Source organism: uncultured Rothia sp. (genome assembly GCF_937976295.1).
In the GTDB taxonomy this organism is placed as follows: Bacteria; Actinomycetota; Actinomycetes; order Actinomycetales; family Micrococcaceae; genus Rothia.
The window spans coordinates 1-5,087 of the sequence record NZ_CALJRY010000280.1 but is presented as its reverse complement, the minus strand read 5'-3'; the positions used below and the strand labels follow the sequence as shown (position 1 = coordinate 5,087).

General features: G+C 59.7%; 5 protein-coding genes. 2 read left to right on the top strand and 3 right to left on the bottom strand.

Translation table 11 applies throughout. From position 1 onward, the window contains the following. The 3 genes from Q0216_RS07390 to Q0216_RS07380 all read right to left on the bottom strand — a co-directional run. The coding region (locus Q0216_RS07390; protein WP_298594175.1) for an amino acid permease at positions 1 to 638 on the bottom strand (638 nt) is incomplete at its 3' end. A 232-nt stretch (positions 639 to 870) separates the two neighbouring features. Continuing rightward, complete coding sequence (locus tag Q0216_RS07385; protein WP_298594173.1) at positions 871 to 2,322, bottom strand: amino acid permease; 1,452 nt, start codon at positions 2,320 to 2,322, stop codon at positions 871 to 873. Positions 2,323 to 2,429: 107 nt separating this feature from the next. Beyond that, positions 2,430 to 3,158 carry a queuosine precursor transporter gene (locus Q0216_RS07380; protein WP_298594171.1) on the bottom strand — a complete coding sequence of 243 codons (729 nt, stop codon included), beginning with the start codon at positions 3,156 to 3,158 and terminating at the stop codon, positions 2,430 to 2,432. 259 nt (positions 3,159 to 3,417) lie between these two features. On the opposite strand from Q0216_RS07380, the gene Q0216_RS07375 reads away from it, so the two are divergent. Both Q0216_RS07375 and Q0216_RS07370 read left to right on the top strand, forming a co-directional pair. Beyond that, positions 3,418 to 4,512 carry a hypothetical protein gene (locus Q0216_RS07375; protein WP_298594169.1) on the top strand — a complete coding sequence of 365 codons (1,095 nt, stop codon included), beginning with the start codon at positions 3,418 to 3,420 and terminating at the stop codon, positions 4,510 to 4,512. 108 nt (positions 4,513 to 4,620) lie between these two features. Further along, positions 4,621 to 5,087, top strand: a 467-nt coding sequence (locus Q0216_RS07370; protein ID WP_298594167.1) for a TetR/AcrR family transcriptional regulator, incomplete at its 3' end; no start/stop codon positions are given.

Below are 5,087 nucleotides of genomic sequence, written 5' to 3'. Positions count from 1 at the left end.
GACTGGGGACCGTTAGGCATGAAACCGCCGTCATTGAAGAGGTTCGCGGTACCCACCGCAGCGTGACCGGGCAGGCCAAAGAAAACCAGGCACAGGCCCACCAGCAGGAAGGCAACAATCGAAATGACCTTAATCGAAGACAGGAAGAACTCCAGCATGCCGAAAGACTTCACGCTGGTCAGGTTCAGCACAATCAGCGCCACACCAAAGGAGGCGATACCAGCCCACAGGGGTAGCTGCGGCCACCAATAATTCAGGTACATCGCAACCGACACCAGCTCAACACCGGCAATCAGAACAGTCGCCGTCCAGTAGGCGATGCGAGTCAAAAAGCCCGCGAAGGGACCCAGGTAGCGGGTAGCAATAGTACCGAAACCGCCACGGACAGGGTAGCGAACCGCCATTTCACCGGTTGCCGCACCAATCACCGAAGCGAGCGCAGAACCAATAGCGTAGGTGAGAATGACCGCGGGACCAGCCATCGCAATGGCGGTGCCCGAACCCAAGAAGAGGCCCGTACCGAGCGCGGAACCCATCACGATCATGGTCATCTGTCCCTGGGACAGAGAACGCTTCAGGGTGCGCGATCCGGCGGTCCCCGCTGCAGCGTGGCTGCGGGTATCGTCGTTGTGGGACACGAAGGTGCCTTCCGTCAGTACGCCTTAGGGGCGTGTTGTGCAATGTGTGCTCGCACCCGGCTTCTGCGGCTTCTTGCCTCGTTGACGGGTACGAATAGTTAACTATTCTACGGGCACACTCACACCGCTCAGAACGGTGCCGTCTAGACCACAAAGAGGAAAGGCACCGAACGGGGGTGCTCCCCCCATCCGGTGCCTTTTATGTTGTAGCCTCACGAGGCTTTCATGCTATTTAGCGCTGTGCCGTGCCGGTGTTCTCCTCGGCGTGCATAGCGTCCAGGTCGGGACGCTCATAGCCGCCCTGAACCTTCGAGGAGATGGCGTAGCCAATAGAAATCAGCACGAAGAAGACGATGCCGACCATGATGGATTCCTGAACACCCGAGCCGGGCAGCATGAACATTGCCGCCAGGGTCGCCAGAACACCCGCCAGAGCCAAACCTGCGGTGAGGCGGCCGCCCAGCACGGTGAAGGAGGAGGCGTCCTTCTGGTCCTTCTTGTACGCCTGGTAGGTCAGCAGAATCATGACCCACACGACCAGGATGCACAGGGTCACCAGCGCCATGAGCAGGGCAAAGATATCGCCAATCTTGGCAATAGCCATTACGGTCGCCACGATAACGCCGGTGAAGGAGATGAGCAGAGCCACGACCGGCACGCCGCGCGAGGAGGTGCGTGCAGCCACCGCGGGGGCCATACGGTCAGAGCCCAGGGCGTGCAGCAGGCGAGTTGCCGCGTACAGGGAGGCGTTAGCCCCAGAGAGCGCAGCAACGAGCACCACGAAGTTCATGATGTCCGATGCGAAGGGGATACCCATTTCAGAGAAGACGAGTACGAACGGCGACTTGGTCAGCTCCGAGTTCTGCGCGGCGGTCTGCCAGGGCACCAGGCACAGAATAATTGCCACGGACACCACATAGAAGGTGGACAGGCGCCAAATCATTGCCTTCACGCTGGTTGCCACCGAGCGTGCCGGGTCTTTCGCCTCCGCCGCGGAGAGAGAAATCATTTCCACACCGCCGAAGGAGAACATGACAACAGCCATCGAAATCCAGATGGATGCCGGGCCGTTGGGCAGGAAGCCGCCGTCGTTCACGAGGTTTGCGGTACCCGCCGCGGCGTGGCCGGGCAGGCCCACGAACACCAGCAGAACACCAATCACCATGAACGCGACGACAGCAGAAACCTTAACCGAAGAGAGCATGAACTCCAGGGTGCCGAAGGACTTCACGCTCACCAGGTTCAGCACCAGAATAATTGCGCCGAAGAGAGCGACGAACACTGCCAGGGGAACGTCCGGGAACCAGTACTCCATGTAGTGACCAACCGCCACCAGCTCAGCACCAGCCAGCGGCACGGTGCATGCCCAATACGCCCAGCGAGTCAGGTAGCCGCTAAAGGGGTTCAGGTATCGGCTCGCAATGGTGCCGAAACCGCCCTGGACGGGGTGACGCACGGACATTTCGCCCGCGCACGCAGCAATGGTTGCCGCAATCATTGCACCAATAGCGTAAGAGATGATTGCGCCGGGGCCCGCAATTTTAATGGCGGAGGAGGAGCCCAGGAACAGGCCCGTACCCAGCGCCAAGCCCATCGCAATCATGGTCAACTGGCCGTGGGAGAGGGAACGATTCAACGAGTCGTTCTTCGACTGCTCGGGGGTGTTCCCCTGCAGTTTAGACATAACGTATCTCTTTCTTAGACATGCTGTGTATTGAACAAAGCTGAAATGGCAATGCCGCCCAGTCGTTAGGCCGGGCGGCTGCGCACATCAGCTGTAAGGAGGTTAGTTTACGCCACGTATTCGATTTCGTGACGCTTGAACCAACCAATAATCGGGTAGCTGATCGGCATGAGGAGCACCTCGACCAGGCACTTGTAGATATAGCCGATGAGTACGTAGTTAATGAATGCTTCCACGGTGTCGATGCCGAGTACCGGTGCCGCGATGGAGCAGAAGATGAGGGTGTCGAGCAGCTCGCCAACCAGGGTGGAGACAATCATGCGCAGCCACAGGAAACGGCCCTTGCATGCCTTCTTCATCGCCACCATGACCCAGGCGTTCAGGGTCTGACCGAAGAGGTAACCGAGCAGGGAGCCCACAAAAATCTGCCAGACCGGGCCGAGAACCTGCGCGAACGATTCCTGGCCGGTGTAGAAGCTCGCGGCGGGCAGGTGCACGATTAGCAGGAAGCACAGGGCAGCAAAAGCAGCCGAGCTGAAGGACGCCACAATCGCGCGGCGGGCACGCTTGAAGCCGTACACCTCAGAAAGAAGGTCGCCAATCACGTAGGCGAGCGGGAAGAGGAAGAAACCACCGTCGGTGACGATGGTCGAGCCAATCAGGGGCAGCTCGAAGGGCAGCGGACCGAACTCCACACCCTTAGTTGCACCAATATTCGAAATGATCAGGATGACGCAGGATGCGCCCAGCAGCAGATCAAAGTAGCCGCGGCGACCAGCCCAGGGCACCTTGACGGTGCTCGTCTGAGCCTTAGATTCGCTAACGGGTTTAGCCATTACTTTCCCCAAGTCTTTCTTCATGCGATGTGTTTCTTCACGTAAGGTACGAGCCCTCACGCGTGGTGGTGATTCTGCTATGCAGGGCAGGGTTCACCGGCTCGTCTGCCACCCGAGCCTATCTAATAGTACCTATATGCCGTACCGGAGGCAGGTTTATGGGCTCCATTCAAGAGTGTGGACAGTTCAAGAGTGTGGACAGCTCAAGAGTGTGGGCAGGCCCCGGCGCCTGCAGAATCCCCGCACCTACAATGGAGGTATGAAGAGTCTGAGCCGCAGAGTTCACCGCAGCGGAGTTCACCGTACCGGGCAGGTGGCGTCCCCGCTGGAGGCGGGGCGTGCTTCACATGCCTCGGTGCAGAGCTCGATTCGCCCCTCGGTGCGCCGCTCGGTTCGTGGCTCTCTACGGCGAGCGCGGAGTCAGCGGCACCACCGTAACCAGCGGCGGCTGAGCGCGCATATTCCGCGTCTGCATCCGCTGTTGACCTATACAGCGCAGGCTGTGCGTACCGGTCTTTCTCTGTTGGAGCCGATGCTTCTGGCGTCCTCTGAGCTGCTCGGTTACCGGTCGTTTACGCATCGGGGACGCAATATCTACTACCGGGTCGATAACCTGCATCTTCTGTCCGAGTCTGAGTCTGCGCCCGGCGTTCTGTTTTACTTTGATGGTGATCATCTTTCGCGTGCCGGTAGTCGCCTGTTGCGCCGCACCTCTCCCCTGCGTGCCGAGTTGGCGCAGGTGGCGGCTGAGTTCAATATGCTGTCGGTTCCGGTGCTGTCGCCGGGTAGCTTGCGCGAGCCTCGCCTGAAGGATGCCGACTCCTACGCGCCTCCGCTGACCTATAACTGGTGGGTTCGCGCCCGCTCAAACGGCAGGATGGTCCGCGCCCTCATTGAAGAGATCGCACTGGCGTACAAGGTGGATATGAGCCGCGTCTGGCTTGCGGGCTATTCGGGTGGCGCGGAGTTCCTCAGCTACGAGCTGCTGTCGCACGATATTGGGTGGATTCGTGGAGGCGGCGCGACCTTCATCGGTGGCGGCGGTGCCGACGGTGTGCCTACCCGGGTGCGTGAACGGGCGGCGTTGAATCCTTCCTCGCATGAGCGTCTGTTGATGAGTTGGCATGTGGGTGTGTTGGATGGGCGCTCGCCGTCGGGTCGTCGGCGTATGGCAACCAGCGCGGAGGGTAGCTGGTCGGCGCGTATTGCGGTACAGGAGGGCAGTGCTTTTTATGAGGGTTTGGGGGCGCGGACTTTGTTGCAGGTGACTCCGGGGCGCGGTCATACGGGGTACCCGATTGCGTCGTTGGTGGGTGCTGATTTGGCGGCGGCGACTCGTTTGGGGTTCCTTTAGGGGCGGTTATTCGTCACAAACACGTAAATTCGCATGAATTGTGCAAATTTCTTGGTGACACATTCCATAAATTCGTCATTTGCTGACGATTTGGGGTAGAGTGTCACTATGCCTCGTATTTCTGCAGCAACCAACGCCGCCCAGCGCGAAAACACCAAGCGCGCCATCCTCAACTCCTTCGGCGAGATCCTCTACACCCGAGGTCTTCCGGGTCTGACCATGACCGACGTCGCCAAGAACGCCGGCATCGGCCGCACCGCGGTCTACAACTACTTCGCCGACATGGGCGAACTGCTGGTCGCCTACGCCCTGGACGAGACCGAACGCTTCCTCAACGAACTGCGCGTCGGCCTGGAGGGCATCGAGAACCCGATTGACCAGCTCGCGGTCTACATTCGCCTGCAGATCAACGATTTGGCGCGCCGCCACCTGCCTCCGGGCCCGGCGATGCGCTCTATGCTTTCCCCCGAGTCCTACGCGAAGCTCGGCAAGCACGTGCACGAGCTGCAGATGGTGCTGGCGCATATTCTTTCTGCCGCCATTGCTGAGAACTACATTCCGAAGAACGACATTCG